At 61.5% G+C, this 17,410-nt stretch carries 12 protein-coding genes; 3 read left to right on the top strand and 9 right to left on the bottom strand.

Features of this window, described 5'->3' with window-relative positions; translation table 11 throughout:
* Positions 1-219: 219 nt before the first annotated feature.
* Both PQR67_RS21280 and PQR67_RS21275 read left to right on the top strand, forming a co-directional pair.
* Positions 220-1,008 (top strand): IclR family transcriptional regulator, encoded by a 789-nt coding sequence (locus PQR67_RS21280; protein WP_408463523.1) that lies wholly within the window; start codon positions 220-222, stop codon positions 1,006-1,008.
* 103 nt (positions 1,009-1,111) lie between these two features.
* A complete protein-coding gene (locus tag PQR67_RS21275; RefSeq protein WP_408463520.1) occupies positions 1,112-1,657 on the top strand; it encodes a hypothetical protein in 546 nt (181 codons plus the stop codon).
* An 84-nt stretch (positions 1,658-1,741) separates the two neighbouring features.
* Here the strand turns inward: PQR67_RS21275 and PQR67_RS21270 are convergent, their stop codons facing one another.
* Positions 1,742-4,261 (bottom strand): bifunctional acetate--CoA ligase family protein/GNAT family N-acetyltransferase, encoded by a 2,520-nt coding sequence (locus tag PQR67_RS21270; RefSeq protein WP_408463517.1) that lies wholly within the window; start codon positions 4,259-4,261, stop codon positions 1,742-1,744.
* Positions 4,262-4,625: 364 nt separating this feature from the next.
* Between PQR67_RS21270 and PQR67_RS21265 the strand changes: the two genes are divergently transcribed.
* A complete protein-coding gene (locus PQR67_RS21265; RefSeq protein WP_408463514.1) occupies positions 4,626-5,495 on the top strand; it encodes a LysR substrate-binding domain-containing protein in 870 nt (289 codons plus the stop codon).
* 171 nt (positions 5,496-5,666) lie between these two features.
* Here the strand turns inward: PQR67_RS21265 and PQR67_RS21260 are convergent, their stop codons facing one another.
* The 8 genes from PQR67_RS21260 to PQR67_RS21225 form a co-directional block, all read right to left on the bottom strand.
* Positions 5,667-7,268: a peptide chain release factor 3 gene (locus PQR67_RS21260; RefSeq protein WP_408463512.1), complete on the bottom strand. Its 1,602-nt coding sequence runs from the start codon at positions 7,266-7,268 to the stop codon at positions 5,667-5,669.
* Between the two features lie 318 nt (positions 7,269-7,586).
* Positions 7,587-8,441 carry a fimbrial protein gene (locus PQR67_RS21255; RefSeq protein ID WP_408463510.1) on the bottom strand — a complete coding sequence of 285 codons (855 nt, stop codon included), beginning with the start codon at positions 8,439-8,441 and terminating at the stop codon, positions 7,587-7,589.
* A gap of 281 nt (positions 8,442-8,722) precedes the next feature.
* Positions 8,723-11,410: a fimbria/pilus outer membrane usher protein gene (locus PQR67_RS21250; protein WP_408463508.1), complete on the bottom strand. Its 2,688-nt coding sequence runs from the start codon at positions 11,408-11,410 to the stop codon at positions 8,723-8,725.
* 134 nt (positions 11,411-11,544) lie between these two features.
* Positions 11,545-12,288, bottom strand: a complete 744-nt coding sequence (locus PQR67_RS21245) for a fimbrial biogenesis chaperone (protein WP_408463505.1) — start codon at positions 12,286-12,288, stop codon at positions 11,545-11,547.
* Between the two features lie 76 nt (positions 12,289-12,364).
* Positions 12,365-12,925 (bottom strand): fimbrial protein, encoded by a 561-nt coding sequence (locus tag PQR67_RS21240; protein ID WP_408463503.1) that lies wholly within the window; start codon positions 12,923-12,925, stop codon positions 12,365-12,367.
* A gap of 481 nt (positions 12,926-13,406) precedes the next feature.
* The gene (locus tag PQR67_RS21235) at positions 13,407-14,795 is read right to left on the bottom strand and encodes an MFS transporter (protein WP_408463500.1); all 1,389 of its coding nucleotides are present in this window, start codon (positions 14,793-14,795) and stop codon (positions 13,407-13,409) included.
* Between the two features lie 139 nt (positions 14,796-14,934).
* The gene (locus PQR67_RS21230; RefSeq protein WP_408463497.1) at positions 14,935-16,374 is read right to left on the bottom strand and encodes an NAD-dependent succinate-semialdehyde dehydrogenase; all 1,440 of its coding nucleotides are present in this window, start codon (positions 16,372-16,374) and stop codon (positions 14,935-14,937) included.
* The gene (locus PQR67_RS21225) at positions 16,371-17,408 is read right to left on the bottom strand and encodes an aldo/keto reductase (RefSeq protein ID WP_408463494.1); all 1,038 of its coding nucleotides are present in this window, start codon (positions 17,406-17,408) and stop codon (positions 16,371-16,373) included. Before PQR67_RS21225 ends, PQR67_RS21230 begins: the two co-directional genes overlap by 4 nt.
* Positions 17,409-17,410 lie beyond the last annotated feature (2 nt).

The following is a 17,410-nucleotide window of genomic DNA, read 5'->3' as shown; positions in this document are numbered from 1 at the left end:
AATGGTGGGCACTTCGTCCTGCGCTTTCTTATAAAGTATTGGCGTGCGCTCATTCACCAATGAACGTATTATTCATATACGAACGCTTTGAAGTCAAGCAACGTGCACTGCACCATGCGTCAGTGTTTCCCCTGGCGCAGTGCCACCTCGCACGAGATTCCCCACGCACTTACACTCACGCGCCAGATAATGAGAACAACACACGGAACCTTGCCCACCATGGACGCAGAAGACAAAGACGACGCCGAACGTTACCGCGCGCCCGCGCTGGACAAGGGTCTCGACATTCTCGAACTGCTCGCCGAGCAGAAAGAGGGACTGACGCGCGCCGAGATCACCAAACTGCTGGGACGCAACGCGAGCGAGATGTACCGCATGCTCGAGCGCCTGGTCGCGCGGCAATACGTGGTGCGCTCAGCGGGAGGCGACCGTTATTCGTTGAGCCTGAAGCTGTATGCGCTTGCACATCGTCATCCGCCGATGAACCGGCTGATCTCCGAAGCGCTGCCGCTGATGCAGCGCTTTGCCGATGCCGCCGAACAATCGTGTCATCTGGCGGTGTACGACCGCGGCAATCTGCTGGTGATCGCGCAAGTGGACGGACCGGGCACGTGGGGGATGTCGGTACGGCTCGGATCGCGGGTCGGCCTGATCGATACGGGTTCGGGTCGCGTGATGCTGGCGTTTCAAAGCAGTGAACAGCGCGAACAGATGCTCGCCGAACACACCAAGGTGAAGGGCGAAGTCACGATCGATCGCGACGCCCTGGAGCAGTCCTGCGAGCGGATCCGCGCGGCGGGGTTTTCGCAGAAGGACAGTCAGCAGACGTTCGGCGTGACTGACGTCACCTTTCCGATCCAGGGGCCGGCCGGCCAGGCGATCGCGGCACTTACGTGTCCGTACTTGCGGCGCATCGACGAGTACGTTGCGCCGACATTGGAGACGGCGACGGGGTTGCTGCGCGAGACGGTGCAGGCGCTGTCGATGTTCCGGGAAGAGGCGGTCTAGCGCGCCGCTGCAAAATCGTCCGCCTCCGCACATGGTTTAGAATGGCGACCCTTCCAAAAATCACGCCGCATGGGTCCCCTCATGCGCGCTCAACGATCAAGCAATGGCGAAACTTCTGACCGATTCCGAATTCCTGCGTTTTTCCGAACTCCAGCAGAAGCAGTCGAGCTTCACGATCACGCCTGAAGAAGCCGACGAGCTGCGCGACATCGTCGCTCACGCACAGAAGCGCCGCGACGATCGCGCCGCGGCAATGCAAAGCATCGAGACCTTCATTCAGCAATTCGACATCAGCCCGGACGAGCTGTTTTCGGCCGAGCAGATCGGCGACGCCGCGCGCACCTTCGGCCTGATTCCGGCGGCGAAGAAAGAGCGCGTGCTGCCGCCGCAGTTCACGTTCAACGGCAAGCCGTATCAATGGACGGCACGTCCGCTGCCGGATGACATCCGCGTGCCGTTGTTCGACGCCTTCAACGCAGGTGAATCGGTGAAGTCGTTCATCGCAACGCTGAAGGATGCGAACCGTTGCGCGGCGACGATTGCGCGTCTGGAACGCGAGACGGGCACTGTCTACGCTGAAGCGTGGCTGGAAGAGTTGTCGGTGTCCCGTACGCAAGTCGACGAAGCCGCGGCCAAGCTGCCGGCTTAAGCGCGGCGGCGCCTGCCGCCTGCCGCTTTCCGACCACCGCCTCCGCCGTCTGATCGGCGCGGGGCGGCGGTTGTCCCTGTCAGATCAATGTGCGCCACGCGCCACGTCTGCGCTAGACCGCACCGGCTCATCCAGCGCCATCCTGAACCCGACCACGCCCGGATCTTCCGTCGGCGTGATGGTGAAACCGCAGGACCTGGCCAAAGCGATCATTGGCGTATTTTCCCGCAGCGCCTCGCCGATCAGCCAATGGATGCCACGTGCCCGCGCGTACTTGATGATGCGGTCCATCAGCAATTGTCCAAGGCGCCGGCCTTTCTGGTCCGAGCGCACCGCGGCGGCAAACTCCGCTGTCTCGTTGTCCGGATCGGCCACCGCGCGCACCACACCGAGGGTGCGCGTAAAACCTTCCTCGCTCGTCACCGTCGCGATCAGCGCCATTTCGCGGTCGTAGTCGATCTGCGTCATCCGCGCGAGTTGCGAGTGGTCGAAACTGCCGACCGCACCGAAAAACCGCAGGCGTAAATCTTCAGGCGTCATCGCCTCGACGAAATCATGGTGCGCGGCTTCGTCTTCCGGACGGATCGGCCGGACCGTCACACGCAGGCCCTGCCAGTCGAGCGTCTCTTCGAAGCGGCGCGGATAAGGCACGATGGCGAGACGGCTGCGCGTCGACGCGATGCTCAGGGCCGGCTCGACGATCACGACATGGTCGCTGAACACCCGCAGTGTCAGATTGAGACCGACGATCTCCTTGACGTCGCAGACCGCCTGCGAGAGCGCCGTCAATGCGGCCAATGCCGGTTCCGGGTCGATCAGCCGTGCGTAACGCGAGCGCGTGACGATGTCGCGCGCGAGCATCGGGTTGAGCGGTGGCAAGCCGTAGACGCGCAGCGGCTCTGACACGCCATCCCCCGACGGCGCGGTGAAGCGGAAGACGGGGCCGAAGTTGTCGTCGTCGTGAAGTTCGACGGCGATGTCGACAACCGGCTTGCGCGACTGCGCGGCGACCCGTTCCGTGCAATCTGCTTGCGCCGACGCCGCGGCCAATTGCTGCGCGGCTTGTTGGGTCAGCACTTGGGCCGCCCCTTCCGTAGCGCCTTGCACCGATGATCCTTTCTTCAGGTCGCCCCCTTGCGTTTCAACGCCCAGCCCAAAACGCTCAAGAAACTGTGCCGCCGCCGCCCCAGTTAGTTGGTGCTCACCTGCTGCAAGCGCGGCGCGGGCCTGCGCCTGAGCAGCGTCAATTTCTTCGGGAACCTGCGCCGGCAGGCCCTCGGGCGTTTGCATCAGCAACTCGCGGCCCATCCGGTAGTCAACCAGACGTGCGAAGGCACGTGCAAGCCGCTGCGGCGTCGTATGAACCGGGATGCCTTGCGCATGCAGCGCGTCGCGCGTCGCCGCGTCCACGCCGCCGAAAAAGCACGCGAGCAGCCCGCGATACGCGAAGCGCTGATTCGCGATCAATGCCTGCGCGACCTCGCCGACCGGCGCGCCATGCGTCGACGCGTGCACCACGAACGCCGTACCCGTGCTGCGATGCTCGGCGAGCAGCTTGAGCGCGGTGCCGAAATGCTCGGGGCGGGCGTCATCGCCGAGTCTTAGCGGGTTGCCGGCCACCGCGTGCGGCAGCGCCTCGCCTAGCGCCGCATCCGCCTCGGCGGGCCACGGCGCGAGCGTGTCGCCGGCGGCGGCGAAGGCGTCGCAGGCGAGCGTGGCGAGGCCATTGTCACTGGTGATCAGCGTCGCTGTCGCGCCCGCCGCCACTCTGCCCACACCGAGCGTTTCGATTTCATCGAGCAGATCGTCGAGCGAATCGACGCGCACCATGCCCGCGCGGCGGAAAGCAGCGGTGTACAGCGCGTCGGCCGGATCGGCGCGGCCTGAGCGCAACGCCAGCACCGGCTTGTTGCGCGCCGCCGCGCGAGCCGCGGACATAAATTTACGCGCCGCGCGCACCGTATCCAGCTCCAGGAGGATCGCGCGCGTGCCGGGATCGCTCGCCAGATAGTCGAGCACATCGCCGGCATCCACATCGGCTTCACCACCCAGCGCCACCGCGTGCGAAAAGCCAAGGCCTCGCGCATGCGCCCAGCCGAGCACCGCGTTGGTCAGCGCATTCGACTGTGAGACCCACGCGACACCACCCGCCTTCACCGTGCAGGACGGCGCGCCGAAATGCGCGTGCAGCGCCGGCGACACCACACCGAGACTGCCCGGCCCGACAATGCGCAGCAGATGCGGCCGCGCCGCCGAGAGTGCATGCCGGAGCTGCAGGCGGTCCTCATCACTACGCACCTCGCCGACGATGATCGCCGCGCGCGTGCCCAAACCCCCAAGCTTATGGATGATGCCAGGCCAGGTATCAGGCGGGGTGCAGATTAGTGCGACGGTTGGCGCTTCGGAAAGATCGCCGGCATCGCCGATAACCGCGCGGCCGTCGAGCGTGTCGTATTTCGGATTGACCGGCCAGATAGGGCCATTGAAGCCGCCTTCGAGCACACGCGACCACACCATCGCTCCGGTGCTACCCGGCCGCTCGGAAGCGCCGATCACGGCGACGGATTTGGGTCGGAACAAGGCGTCGAGATTGCGAACGGTCACGGGCGCTCCGCAGAGTGGGGAAAGCGCGCCGGCTGCGAGGCGCGCGTCTTCGTCAGGATAGGCGAAGTCGCGGTCTTGCGCGGTGCTTCCGGATGGGCCGCCGGACGCGCCCGAAGTATCACTTGATCCGGCCCAACGCGCATTGGAATTTTTTTAGCGCGCACAGGCAAAATATCGAGCCGAAATGCGACAATCCAGGAAGATGCCAAACGGCACTTTGCTTGAAAAATCGCTGGCTGATTGTGGCCTGCATGGCGCGTCGGAGACAACGCGCGGCCGGCGACGCAACACGACATAAATTCCCGCAGCGCTGCCTGATAGCAGTCGGCCTGCACCGGATGACGAAAGAGACAGAAGGTGATTTATGCGGCGCTTGCCATCGCTGATTGCGTTGCGCTTCTTCGAAGAGACGGCTCGTCATATGAGCTTCAATCGGGCCGCCACCGCGCTGTGCGTGACCCAGGGCGCGGTGAGCCGGCAGATCAAGCTGCTTGAGGACTCGCTAGGCGAGAAACTGTTCGAGCGCGATCACAAGGGTATTCGTTTGACACCCGTCGGCTTGCAACTCCTGCCCTGTCTCTCCGACGCCTTCGACACGATCGAGCGCGGCTTCCGCCAGATCACCGCGGCCAAAGGCCGACGACGTCTCGTGCTCGCTGTGCCGCCCACGTTCGCGACGCAATGGTTCTCGCCGCGGCTCGGTTCGCTGGCTGACGAGATGCCCGACGTCGAATTGTCTGTCCGCACTTCGCCTACCGAAGATTGTCACTGCAACATCCGCTTCGGCCGTGACGCGCTCGCCGGTGCACATTCGGAATTGCTGATGGTCGAGCGCCACGTGCTCGTCGGCGCGCCGCGTTTGCTCGGTGAACCACTCGATCGGTTGCTTGAACATATGCCCGCGCTGCACGTGCTGCATAACGACGCGAGATTGGACCTATGGCCGAACTGGCTCGCGAAGGCGGGCATGCCGGCACGCTACGCGGAGAACGGCATCGAGTTTTCGACGCTGGAGCAGGCGATCCGCGCGGCGCGTAAGGGAGCGGGGCTAGCGGTGGTGGACCGGAACATGATCGTCGAGGAACTGGCGGACGGCAGTCTGGCGCAGTTTTCCGATGTCGAAGTGGCGGGTCCGTTCGGCTATTGGCTCGACGTGGCGCAACGCCACGCGACGCTTGAGCATGTGCAGGCGTTTGCTGGATGGATGCGGGAAGCGGTTTTGAAGATGGAGTGAGGTTGGCGCAGCGAAGGCCTGTTCGCTGCGCACGGGTTAAACCTTGCGTCGACCGGTATAACAGCCCACGTATGGGCTGCTATACCGGCTAGTAGCCCCTATGAGGGTCGTTAAGCGATTTTTCTAACACCGAAACACTCGCCAGACCGCACTGGCTCAGCATCTGAGCGCTTACATCGCTTTCTTGAACGGCGCGCCCGAGTGCTCGCGCAATTCGTTGAACACAATCTTCGGCCACGCCTTCTGCGCGACTTCGATTTCCGACACATGCGACGCCAGATACGTCGGCGCATCCGATGCATCGAGCGCAATCCGCGCCGCGTACGAATCGGTGAAACGGCGCAATTCGGCCGCATCGTCACACGTCACCCAGCGCGACATACGATAGCGAGCCGGCGCCATCCGCACATCGACCTTGTATTCCGTCGACAACCGATGCGACACCACTTCAAACTGCAGTTGCCCGACCGCGCCAAGAATTATCAAGCCGCCCACGTCTGGACGGAACACCTGAATCGCGCCTTCTTCGCCGAGTTGCTTCAGCGCTTCGCCTAGCTGCTTCGCGCGCATCGGGTCCACCACTTCCACCGTCTGGAAAATTTCCGGCGCGAAAAACGGCAAACCGACGAACTGCAACTGTTCGCCTTCGGTCAGCGTATCGCCGAGACTCAAGGTACCGTGGTTCGGGATACCGATGATGTCGCCCGGATACGCCTCGCTGACCGTCTCGCGGCGCTGCGACAGGAACGTCACCACGTTATTCGCGCGGAACGTCTTGTTCGTGCGCGTCACCTTCACGGCCATGCCGCGTTCGAAATGCCCCGAACACACACGAATGAACGCCACGCGGTCGCGGTGCGCCAGGTCCATGTTCGCCTGCACCTTGAAGACGACGCCGGTGAACTTCGGCTCGTCCGGCATCACCGGACGTTGCACGGTCATCCGCATCGAGGGCGGCGGTGCCAGATCGACCAGCGCGTCAAGAATTTCCTTCACGCCGAAGTTATTGATCGCCGAGCCGAACAGCACCGGCGATTGCTCACCCGCGAGGAACAGTTCGCGATCGAAATCGGGCGACGCGCCGGTGATCAGGTCGATCTCTTCCTTCGCCTTGACCCAGCTATGGCCGAAGCGGCGTTCGCCTTCTTCGTCGCTGAGCGCTTGCAGCGTTTCGACCGCACCGCCCGCCTTATCCTGCCCGGCACGGAACAGGCGCACCTGATCGTGCTGGATGTCGTAGACGCCCTGGAATTCCTTGCCCATGCCGATCGGCCACGTGAACGGCACAGCGGCGACGCCCAGATGCTGTTCGATTTCATCGAGCAGTTCGAGCGGCTCGCGCACTTCGCGGTCGAGCTTGTTGATGAAAGTGACGATCGGCGTCTTGCGGCTGCGGCAGACTTCGAGCAGCTTCAGCGTTTGTGCTTCGACACCGTTCGCGCCGTCGATCACCATCACGGCGGCATCGACCGCGGTCAGCACCCGGTAGGTATCTTCAGAGAAGTCTTCGTGGCCCGGGGTGTCGAGCAGGTTGATCACGGCGTCGCCGTACTCGAACTGCATCACCGAGCTCGCCACCGAAATGCCGCGCTGCTTTTCGATCTCCATCCAGTCGGATGTCGCGTAGCGGTTGCTCTTGCGGCCCTTCACGGTGCCGGCGATCTGGATCGCGCCCGAGAACAGCAACAGCTTTTCAGTAAGCGTGGTCTTGCCCGCGTCCGGGTGGGAGATGACCGCGAACGTGCGGCGGCGGTTTAGTTCGGAGACTGACATCGGGTCTGGCGGTCACTGATAGGGGGTTCGGGCGGTCTTCAAAGGCTTGTGGCCTCTGCTCTGCCACGTCTGGCGCGGCGGCGTCGAGCTGCGGGAGTTGGGCCGGGAACCCGCATCACAATGGCAACTCGACCGCGTCGGAACCAGGTCACGAACGAGCGTTCGACAATACGGGAATCGCCAGCGCAGAACAGCGCAGGGAACGAATGATACACGTCATGGGGACGGGAAGCGGGAAATGGGGGCTGGGGGGTCACACCAAGGCGACCGCGAGGAACGCCGCTCACACACCGGAACGCGGCAGACTACCCCCTGGAATTACTGATATGACATAGTAAAAGTCGTGAGCGCCTTGATCGTCCCAGCAGCGACCGTGCCGGTACTTATATAGCGCGCCGTCAGCGGTACTTGCAAAGGACCATTCGGCGACGCGCCTATCAACCACTGATTTGTATTGCCTACAGTGGCAGAATCCGGGCCGAACGATACCGGTACACCGCCGTTCAGAACCTGCACCCCAACACCACGCGCCGTCGAGTCTGCCGTGAGCTGAAGCGTGTTTCCCCGATTCGCTGGATTGACGTTGTCAGTGAGAGTGATAAGTACCTTTGCGCCCGCCGCACAACTGAACGAAAGCGCGAATGCCTGCGAACCTGCGATATCGCCGACGCTGGAAGAAAGTGCGCCGGTACCGACACTAGGAAGCTGAACTGCAACATTCGCTTGGGTGACTGAACAGGTGGCGTGGGTGATATCACCCATCACGCTCCCGGAGGTGAGATTGGTCTGAGGCCAAGACCTGGAAGCGTCCGATGTCACATAGCTAACCTGTACTACGGGTCCCGCCGAGGCTGAAGACACGCCACCTTTGACTGCACCGGTGACAATCGCCGTAACGGTTACGGTGCCAGGGGCGTATGCGTAAGTGGCCATGTTCGGAGCGCTGATAGGGCAAGTAAGGCGCGTACTCGAGCCGGTCAATACGACATTCGCCGCCCCGCATGCCGAGGAATTAAAGGTATAACGAACCCCTAGACCCGGCACATTCGTTTGATAAACATCAGAAAATCCGCTGGCAAGGGCGTAGCCCGACGGCGTGAAGTCAATAAACAACGTGGCGGACAGTTCATCGCTAGTCGTAAACCAACACTGCGGCTTGTACGGCAAAGTCACAGGGGTTCCCACAGAAGTTCCGACAGCCGCGCCATTCGGTATCGAGATGGTCCCCAGATCAATTGAATTGTTGAAGCCGTTAGCAACGGGAGCGTTACACGACAACGCTGCGTGTGCAGATACAGAGACCAATCCGGCCAGTAGAAACAACAGAAGATGCATAAATTGCCGTGTTAGCGACAGATACCTGTGGTGCTTGTGAATCTGTCTAGCCGGCCGTTGAAGACGGAGTCTTTCCAAGCAAGACCCGCTAAATACCAATTTGGATTCAAACATCATATTCACCTTTCCGATTGACCGCGCGCTGCATCGCCGGAAGCGATATCCGCGAGATTCGTTTGATCAACACTCACGCAATGCCCTTCAACGGACAGATACGCAGCATTTGTCTTCCCACCCTGCTTCGGCAACACATAATCGATCCGGCACTGCTCAGACGCCGCCGAGCCCCACTTCACAAACAGCGAGCCCTTGTCATCCAGGCCGCGCGCAAAAATCCGGCTGTCCTGCGCGACCACGCCAACTGTCTTGCCATTTCCATCCACCACATCTACGCCGAACGGCAACGCCTTATCACCCAGTTGCGGCGCACGAATCAGCGCTGCACGCCCGGTCACCGTCTTGTACTTGATCATCACCACCGAGCCGAACCTCGGCACTGCCTGCTCCGAAGTCGATTCGAATTCGACGTCAGTCGACGTGCCCTTCGGGTCGATGTCGACGGTGTTCATGCCGTAAGGCGTCAGGTAAGGCACCACCGCGTAACCGCGGCTATTGAGCTTGACGCCCGGGGAGCTGGTCACACTCGCACCCGCTGCGCCCGGGGCGTCCACGATGCCGAAGGTATCGCCCACCGTCTGTGAAAGCGTCACGCCGCCCGGATGAGCGACGATCGACCCGCTAATACCGGCCGACACCTGGCTCACACCCGAGCCCGTGCTCGCCGACGTCGTCATCTGCGCATAAGGCGCGCGCCATGCACCGCTCACGCCCGCGTTGGACGAACTGCTGCCACTGCCGCTGCCATACGAGCCGTATGCGTTGTACGAGTACTGGTTGCTGTCGCCCAGCGAGCCGCTCACGTTGGCCTGCAAGTTGGTACTGCCGCCCGAGCTGGACAGGTTGGTCGACATCAACGGCGCATGCTGGCTGTGGCCCAGCGGAAGCGTCGTGCTGAGCATGAACTGGTTCGACATCGAACCGTCCGAGTTGCGCGTGCGTCCGGCCGTAATGCTGTAGGTGCCGTACTTGAAACTGTTTGTGTAGCCGGCCTGATAAAACGTGTCGCTGCCGCCGTGGTTCCAGTACTGCTGCGACGATGCGCTCAGGAACACCGTGCCGTGATCCTTGAAATTCTGGTTCACAGTAAGCTGCATGCGGTTGCGTTGGCGGTAGACCGAATTCGTATCGCCACCGTGCATCGCCAGATCACGCACCGATGCCGCGTCTGACAAACTCATATAACCCGCGGTCGAATAACGGTAGGCCGCAACCGCAATGTTCGTATCGGTCGAATCGATGAACTTGCTGTAGCCAATGCGCAAGCTAGTGCCGTGCATCGTGCCTTGATTCGGCACCTGGGTTTGCGCGGCGGTGACGTCGGCGGAAAACGCGCCGAACTTCGTGTTCAGCGCGGCACCGAGGTCGGCCGCGACATAACCGGTTGCAGCCACAGCGCCACCGTAAGCGGTCACGGTGTTCGTGAGACCGCGCTGCAAGGTGAACTGTGCGAAATTCGGCTTGGTTTCCAGGTTGGCGTTACGCAACTCGCCGGCCGTGACAGAAAACCGTGTCGTGCCAGGCCGCAGAGACTGCGCGACCGAGGCGTAAGGCACGGTGAACGTTTTCGTGCGGCCGTCGGCTTCCGTGACGGTCACATCGAGATTGCCGCCGTAGCCGGTCGCATACAGGTCGTTGATTTCGAACGGACCCGGCGACACGCTGGTTTCATAGATCACCTGACCGTTCTGACGAACCGTCACGCGCGCATTCGATTCCGCCGTGCCGCGCACCACCGGTGCATAGCCGCGCAGCGATTCGGGCAGCATGCGGTCGTCGGTGGCGATCTGCGCGCCGCGGAACTGCACGCTGTCGAACACGTCGCCCGTGGTGTTGCCGTCGCCCAACGTCACTTGCGATTTCAGAGCGGCAACGTCGTGTTGCACATAGGTCGCGATGTTGTCGAACTGCGTGCCTTGCCCCGTCGCCTGCGACACCGAAGATTGATGGCGGAAATGCCACGCGCCAATGTTGACGCCGGCATTGAGGCCCAAATAGCTTTGCGTCGACTGCGTGCCCGAGCCGGCGGTGTGGTACGTATTCGCGTTGTAGCTCACGAATCCCGCGTTCACCCCGGTTTGCCACATATCAGGCGGCACATAGCCGCGTGCCGAGTTGCGCATATATTTCTGCGGCACGCTGAGCGTGAGCTTCTGCTCGGAGAAATCGAAGTCGACTGTGGCGTCGGGCACCGTGGCGGCCAGGTCGACGCACTCCTGCGCGCCGTCGCCAGACGTTTTCGCCGACGAGGCAGCCGCAAGCGGCTCTGCCTTCACGCCGGTTTGCGCAGCCACCTTCGCAAAATCGACGCCAAGCGCTTCCAGCTCCTTCCGGCTAAAGCACGGGCGCGCGCTTTCCCCTTCGTGCGTCGCGACGAAGCGAACATCCTGGCGGGCCACGCGAGTGTCGTTGACAAACAGGTCGACTGAATAAACACCCGGCGACACCATGTTGCCGCGCGCGAAACGGCCGACGTCCACCGTTTGGTTCGGATCAGTACGCAGAAACGTGCTATCGAACTCAACGGCTGCGCTAGCGTTGCCAGACTCGGATGCATTCACGCTCGCCGACTGGACGCCGCCCAGCACCGCGAAAACCGACAAAACAACCGCGGCTACGGGGCTCAGGCCGAACGGACCAGGGAATTCACTGGTGCGAGCATGCGACTGATGACGAGGCGAGAGTTTCATGATCTGACTGACTTCCAATGTCTTGCAACAGGCGTGCGTCGTCCCTGTGCGTTGCCTGTGCAACGCACGCCTTGTACGAGAAAGGGTTGAGTTAAGGGCGGGAGGCTATCGCCCGACCGGCAGACTGCTGCGGTCTATTGGCCAAGTGTCGCGTCGCCGCTCAGGGCGCCGCCGTAATCGTTAATCGCGGTGTAATGAATCTTTGCACCTGCCGGTACGGCACTCATCTTGGCAACCGGCAAAACCATCGACTCGCGCGGCGCAACCATGCCGCCTTGTTCGTTCTTGAACGTATGTCCACCGCTTTCGACATCGACTTCGCTAAAGGACACGTAATACGGCGTCGGATTCGACACGCTCAGCGCCTGACCCTTGCCATCCGGCGACACGACCACCTTCCAGCTCAACTGGGCTGGCGCATCGTCGGCTTTGCCCGGCAGTTTGGCCGGACGCACGAAAACCTTCACGCGTGTGCGATACGCCAGTTGCAGCGTGTTGACATCCGGCGCGGCATCCGCCTTCGGTGGAATATCGAGCACGTTCAGCCAATAAACCGATTCGCGATCTTGCGGCAGCGCGTCACCCGTATAGATCACACGCAATGTCTGCGCTTTGTTCGCATCCATGCGGAAGATCGGCGGCGTGATCACAAACGGCACATGGATTTCGCCGGGTTTTGCATCAGGATGACCGTCGTCCATCCATACTTGTACGAGCGACGGGGTGTGGCTGTCGTTATCGAGCTTGACCGTGACTTCGCGCTGCTCGAGCGGATACACCACTCGCGTACCGCCGATCGTCACGCTTGCCTGTGCGCTACCTGCAAGAAGCGCACATGCAAAACCGATTCCCATCGTCATTTTTCCGAGCAACTTCATCACATCACCTCTAGAAATAATCTTGAAATAAGTCCGTAAAAAAAGCGTTCGCCTGAGCGAACGCCTCGGCCTTCGCTTACTGGTACTGCATCGTGTATTGAACCGACGTGCTAACAGCGCCCGCCGTTGCCTTGCCGGTTGCGAAGTACTCGCCGTAGTACTTCAACGTCGCTGCGTTGGCGGTGATCGTCGCGCCGTTCGCGGCGATATCGTTGTTCAAGCCGGTAATAATGTTGATCGGCAGATACGATGCGTTCAGCAAACGCACGTCGACATTCGTGGCAGGGCTCGCGGTTGCCTGGTTCGCCAGATAGCCATTGGTCTGGTCGACGGTCGAGCCGTTTTCGAAGAAGGCAACTGCCTTGGTCGCCGAGCCCGTGCAACCCGTCAGGGCCAGCGTGATCGGAGCCGAGCGGCCGGCAGTTGAGCCGACCGTTCCAAGCGAGGCGGCCGAAACCTCAGGCAAGGTCGCCGTCGAGGTGGCGAGCGTGCCCGCTGCGATGCCGTTGATCGAACACGTGGTGTTCGACAGGCTGCCGGTGAAAGTAATCGTGCCGTCCGCCGCTTGAGCACCGAACGATGCGAGACCCAACAAACCGCTGGTCGCGATCACAACTGCCGGGAGAATTGATTTCATGTTTGCTGCTCCAGTGAGTTAAGAAAATTATTGAATCAACAGCGAATCGAGATTGATTGAGACCCGCCATCTGCCCCTGGGCGCTCCAACGTTCCACGCCAGGATTTGGCGGTATTTGCTTCGAACTATTGGCCTATCGTTCAGGCGCAAATCAATATTAGGGTTTCGGCTTTCGTAAGTACCTAGGACGATTCTTATTTGGATAAGACTTTCCCTACACCGCATCGGGCGTCTTTCAGATGAAGCCGGCCTGCGCACCGACAGACGCATCAGATTTTTCTTCCGCGACAACTTGTCGCACACGTCGGAATGGAAAAACTGGCTCCGGGAGCTGGGAAGCCTGAATGGCTGGGCGCCATTCAAATGCGCGCAATGTGCATCCGGCGGAATGCCGAGGTTCCACATCACAATGGAGCGCCACAAATAGAAAACCCGCCGCATCGTTGCCGATGCGGCGGGTTTTTTGCAGCGCTCGACCGAGTTAAGCGCCGCTGGCTTCGTTCAACGTCAGATGCTTCGTCTCAGGCGCCCACGCAATCGATACCAGCATACCGATCAACAACACGGCCGCCAGCACCATCATCGTCGCGTGGAAACCCAGGTGAACGATACCGAGCGGCAACAAAAACGTGCCGACCGCCGAGCCGAGACGGCTACACGCAATCGCAAGTCCGACACCGCATGCCCGCACCTCGGTCGGAAAACACTCCGGCGGAAACACGCCAACAAGGTTCGAGAAAGCCGACATCGTCAGCGTGAAGATCTCGAACGCGACGATCGTCGCCAGCATCGCCGACTCCGGCAGCACACTCAACGCAATCAGCGACAGGCACGTCACCGCGAATGAACCGATCAGAAACACGCGCCGCGGCAGTTTGATCGTGAGCCAGATGCCGATCAGCGCGCCCAGCACAAGAAAGCCGTTCAACAGGAAATCCGCGCCCGAACCATCGTTCAAATGGATCGCCTTCAGGATGGTCGGCAAAAACGTATAAATCGCGAAGTACGGAATCACGAGACACACGAAGAACGCACAGTTGAAGATGGTCCGGCGAATCAGGTCCTTCCTGAAGAGTCGTGCGAAGCCGGCATTTCCATGCGTTGCGTGTTCATCGCTGCCGCCGTCGAGCGTCACGTTGGGACCGAAGTGCTTGAGCACGATTGCTTTGGCTTCGGCGACGCGGCCCTTGCCATAGAGCCAGCGCGGTGATTCGGGTGTGCCCATGCGTAGAATCAGCACAATCAATGCAGGCACGCCCGCCGACGCAAGCAGCCAGCGCCAGGCATCCGGCGACGCATCGGCGTACTGCATGCCGAGCACGTTCGCCACCACATAGCCGATCGTCCACACGACGCTGAACGATCCGAGCAAGGTTCCGCGATGTTTGCGTGGCGAAAACTCGGCGAGGATCGCATGTCCGACCGCGAAATCGCCGCCCATCCCGAAGCCGATCAACACCCGCAGCAGACACAATTCGACCGGCGAACGCACGTAGAACTGCGCAAATGCAGCCGCGGTGATGATCAGAAAGCTCAGCAAGAAAATCTTCTGTCGTCCCAGGCGATCCGAGAGCCATCCGAACACAAGGCTGCCCAGAAAAATACCCATCAATGCTGAACTGCCGATCATGCCCATCCAGAACGCGTCCAGCGGCATCTGGCGATTCAACGATGCAAGCGCATAGCCGATCGTGCCGAGTGCAAAACCTTCGGTAAAGTGCGCGCCGAATGTCAACCCGGCGATCTTGACGTGAAACCGGTTCAGCGGAACATCGTCGAGAGAAATGGGGCCACGCTTGGCCGCCGCGGCTGCGGACGGCAAAGTGCGGGCGAGGCCGAGAGTGGCGGCCTGGATATCCTGATTGCTCACGCTGTCTCCTTCGTTGTGTGGGCAGCCCTTGCGCGGCCGGCGTGGTGCCGGCTTAAGCTTCGCAGGGCTGCTTCGTCCGTCTCACCGTTGCCGCGTGAGACAGACGCATAAACAGACGCATAGGCGCTCGATACGAGGACTAGCGTCCGAGGCCGCCCATCATCATGTACTTCAGTTCCGTGTATTCATCGAGCCCATACTTCGAGCCTTCACGACCGAGGCCGGATTGCTTGACGCCGCCGAAGGGCGCGACTTCGGTCGACAGAATCCCTTCGTTGATGCCGACCATGCCGCTTTCCAGCGCCTCGGCGACACGCCATGCCCGGGCGAGATCGCGCGTGTAGAAATAGGCCGAGAGACCGAACGGCGTGTCGTTGGCCGCGGCGACCGCTTCGTCTTCGGATTTGAAGCGAAAGCACGCCGCCACCGGGCCGAAGGTTTCTTCCGCTGCAATCAGCATCGACTTCGACGCGTCGACCAGCACCGTCGGCTCGTAGAACGTGCCGCCGAGCGCGTGTGGTTTGCCACCGGTCAGCACCTTCGCGCCTTTCTGCAGAGCGTCGGCGACATGCGCTTCCACTTTCTTCAGCGCCGCCTGGTTGATCAGCGGACCTTGTTCGACCTCGCCCTGCAGCGCGTTGCCTACGCGCATCGTGCGCACAGCTTTTGTCAGCGCCAGCGTGAACGCGTCGTAGACACCGTCCTGCACGTAGAAGCGATTCACGCACACACAAGTCTGCCCGGTGTTGCGGAATTTCGAAGCCATTGCGCCTTGCACGGCGGCGTCGATATCCGCATCGTCGAACACGATGAAGGGTGCGTTACCGCCAAGCTCCAAAGAGAGCTTCTTCAGCGTATCCGCGGATTGCTTCGCGAGCAGCTTGCCGACGCGCGTCGAACCGGTGAACGAGAGCTTGCGCACCACTTCCGATTCGGTGAGCACTGCGCCGATCGCGACCGCATCGCCCGACACGATGTTGAACACGCCCGCGGGAATGCCCGCTTTTTCCGCGAGCACACCCAATGCAAACGCTGACAATGGCGTCTCTTCGGACGGCTTGAGCACCATCGTGCAGCCGGCAGCAAGCGCCGGCCCCGCTTTGCGCGTGATCATCGCGAGCGGGAAATTCCACGGCGTGATGGCCGCGACCACGCCGACCGGTTCGCGCGTCACGATGATCTTCGCGTTCGGATTCGGGCTTGGGATCACATCACCATAGCTGCGCTTCGCTTCCTCGGCAAACCACTCGAAGAAGCTCGCCGCGTAGCCCACTTCGCCGCGCGCTTCGGCAAGCGGCTTGCCTTGCTCGAGTGTCAGCAGTTCGGCCAGCACGTCGCGGTTTTCGAGCATCAACTCGCCCCAGCGTTTGACCCGCACGCCGCGTTCCTTTGCCGTTAGCGCGCGCCACGCCGGAAAGGCACGGGCGGCCGCAGAGACGGCCTGGGTGGTTTCCGCCGCACCCCCTCGCGCGACCTGGGCGATCACCTCACCCGTCGCGGGATTCAAAACCGGGTACGTGCTTGCGCTTTCGTACCACTCGCCGCCAATGTAATGTCCCGTTCGCAGAAATTCGTTCATGCTGCCTTCTCCAGTTGCTCGACAAACGCGCCTTGCGCGAGCCGCGCTTCGCGGGCGACCCGTTTACCCGCGGTGTAGTCGTTGATCAGATCGCACGGCGTGTAGTTGCGTTCGAGTTCGAAGAGCTCGTCGGCGCTGAGTTTCGTGCCGAGCGCGGCGAGCGCGCTATCGAACTGCGCGGGCGTATCCGCGCCAACCAGCATGCTCGCCACACCGCCGTGATTCAGCACCCACGCCTGCGCGATCTGTGCAGCCGACACACCGCGCCGCGCCGCCACGCGCGCCACCGAAGCAGCAATCTCACGCGACGCCGTGTCGCCATACATTTGCGCGGTGAAGAAATCGGTCTGGTTGCGCGTGGAGGATGCATCGCAGGTCAGCAGGCCGCGAGCCAGCGGGCTGAACACGGAAACACCGACGCCCTGATCCTGGCAGTACGGAATCATCTCGCGCTCTTCCTCGCGATAAGCAAGGTTCAACTGCAATTGCATGTTGATCGGCTTGTGCCAGCCATTGCGTTCGCAGACCTGCATGATCTTCGCGAACTGCCACGTGTACATCGTCGACACGCCGATATAGCGAGCCTTGCCGGCGCACACGATATCGTTCAACGCGCCCATGGTTTCTTCGACCGGTGTATTCACGTCGAAGAAATGCAGCATGTAGATGTCGACGTAGTCCATCCCGAGGCGCGTCAGCGACGCGTCGATGCCATCCATGATGTGCTTGCGAGAATGGCCACCGGCGTTCTGATACGTGCCCATGTCGTAGCCGACCTTGGTCGTCACGACAATTTCCTCGCGGCGCGCGATGCGCTTCAAAATGCGCCCCACCACTTCTTCACCCACGCCGGTCGAATAGAAATCGGCGAGGTCGATGAAATTGACTCCGGCTTCCAGCGCGTGACGCACGATCGGCTCGCTTTGCGCTTCGTCGAAGATCCACGGCTTCCATTGCGGGGTGCCCATGTTCATCGTGCCGAGACACAGACGCGAAACCTTCAGGCCCGAGTGGCCGAGGCGAATGTATTCCATAG

Origin of the sequence: Paraburkholderia fungorum, from assembly GCF_046026025.1 — a bacterium.
GTDB lineage: Bacteria > Pseudomonadota > Gammaproteobacteria > Burkholderiales > Burkholderiaceae > Paraburkholderia > Paraburkholderia fungorum_E.
The sequence above is the reverse complement of the archived record's forward strand: the minus strand, read 5'-3'. Positions and strand labels throughout refer to the sequence as shown.